Raw genomic sequence first — 2,060 nt, forward strand, 5'->3', positions numbered from 1 at the left:
TGGTGGGTCCTGTAACGTGTACGTCAGTACTTCTCCATCTGGGTCAGTCGCTACGATTTGGCTAGTAACAGGTGTTTCTTCAGGTGTAACAATCGTAATTTCGTTTGGACCTACTGGCGGATCATTTACTGGCAGAATTGTAATCGTAATCGTAGAAATGGCCGTGCCTCCTTGGCCATCGCTTACCACGACACTAAAGCTATCCACTCCATTGTAATTTTCATTTGGCGTATAGCTATAGCTGCCGTCTGGATTTACTACCACTGTTCCATTTGCTGGACCTGTCAGTAACCCGTACGTTAGTGAGTTTCCGTCCACATCCGTTGCCACCACTTGGCTGTTCAAACTCGTGTCTTCATTGATCACAAACGCGTAGTCTGGCACCACTGGTGCATCGTTCACTGGCGTGACTGTTACTAATACATTCGTCACTATGAACGCACCCGAAGGGTCGCTTATTAGGACTGTGAACGTATCATTTCCAGTGTAATTTTCATTTGGCGTGTACGTGAACGTTCCATCACCATTGACCAATGCCACCCCATTTGTCGGTGGATCTTGTAACGCATACGTGAGCACTCCTCCATCTGGATCAGTCGCTACGATTTGGCTAGTAACAGGTGTTTCTTCAGGTGTAACAATCGTAATTTCGTTTGGACCTACTGGCGGATCATTTACGGGCTGAATCGTAATTGTAATTGTGGAAATGGCTGTGCCTCCCTGGCCGTCTGACACCAATACCGTAAACTGATCTATCCCATTAAAATCAGCATTTGGGGTATACGTGTACATCCCATCTAAGCTCACGTTTACTATTCCATTTACTGGAGCATTTTGTAGCGAATAAGTCAGTGGATTGCCATCAATATCAGTGGCAATTACCATAGAAGTTACTGGTGTGTCTTCATTCGTTGTCAACTGATAATTAGGAACAATCGGAGGATCATTTATTGGAATAACTGTAACGATAACTGAAGAAGTAGCATTTCCTCCTAAATTATCAGTTATATATACTACGAACGCATCTGAACCGGTAAAGTTTGCATTCGGTGTATACGTAAATATTCCTGTATCAGAATCAATCGTTACTACTCCATTAATAGGTTGATTTTCAATAGTATAAACAAGTGGATTTCCATTTACATTAGTAGCAATTATTTGATTTGTTACTGGTGTGTCTTCATCAGTAGAGATTTGTAAATCTTGTGAAGTCGTAGTTCCATTTGTTTCAAGTACTCTTACAAAAATGGTTGATAGTGCAGTCGCTCCTTCTGGGTCTGTTATTAGTATGGTAAATTGATCATTACCTATAAAATCGTTATTAGGTGTATAAATGAATGTACCATCTTGACTTATAACAACATTACCGTTATTTGGAAATAGTTGCAGAGTATAGGTTAGAGTAACGTTGTCGGGATCTGAAGCAGGTATGCTACTTGTAACAGGAAGGTTAATGGTCGTTGTAACAGATCTATCTCCTCCTACTGGCGGATCGTTTACTGGGACAATCGTTAAGGTTACAGTAGAAAGAGAAGTTCCTCCTTTATCGTCTGACACTAGCACACCAAAAGTATCCATTCCGGTGTAATTTAAATTTGGTGTATAAGTAAATACTCCGTTTGCCCCTAATACAACACTTCCATTTGACGGAGGCGGATTCAACAGAGTAAATGTCAAAGGATCCCCCTCGGGATCAAAAGCTGGAATTTGATTTGTAAGGGGTGTATCTTCATTAATTGTAAATGCTAAATCAGCGGTGATTGGAGGGTCATTCACTGGAATTACGTTTATTGTAACGGTCGAAACCGCCGTGCCCCCCTGACCATCTGAAACCAATACTGTAAATTGATCTGTCCCATTGAAATTTAGGTTTGGTTGATAACTAAACGTTCCATCTGCGTTCACGGCAGCTATTCCATTTGTTGGACCATTTTGTAGCTGATAACTAAGAGGATTTCCATCCACATCTGTCCCTACCACTGCTCCTACCACAGGGCTGTCTTCTTGCGTACTAAACGTGTAATTTGGCACCGTTGGTGCATCATTCACTGGCGTGACTA

1 protein-coding gene is annotated in these 2,060 nt (G+C 41.8%); it reads right to left on the bottom strand.

What is annotated here, in order from left to right; all coding sequences use genetic code 11:
• Window positions 1-2,060: tandem-95 repeat protein (locus AC1VNJ_RS26795; protein WP_482641634.1), on the bottom strand; the 2,060-nt coding region annotated here is incomplete at both ends.

It is taken from the genome of Priestia sp. 3CA3 (assembly GCF_056836725.1).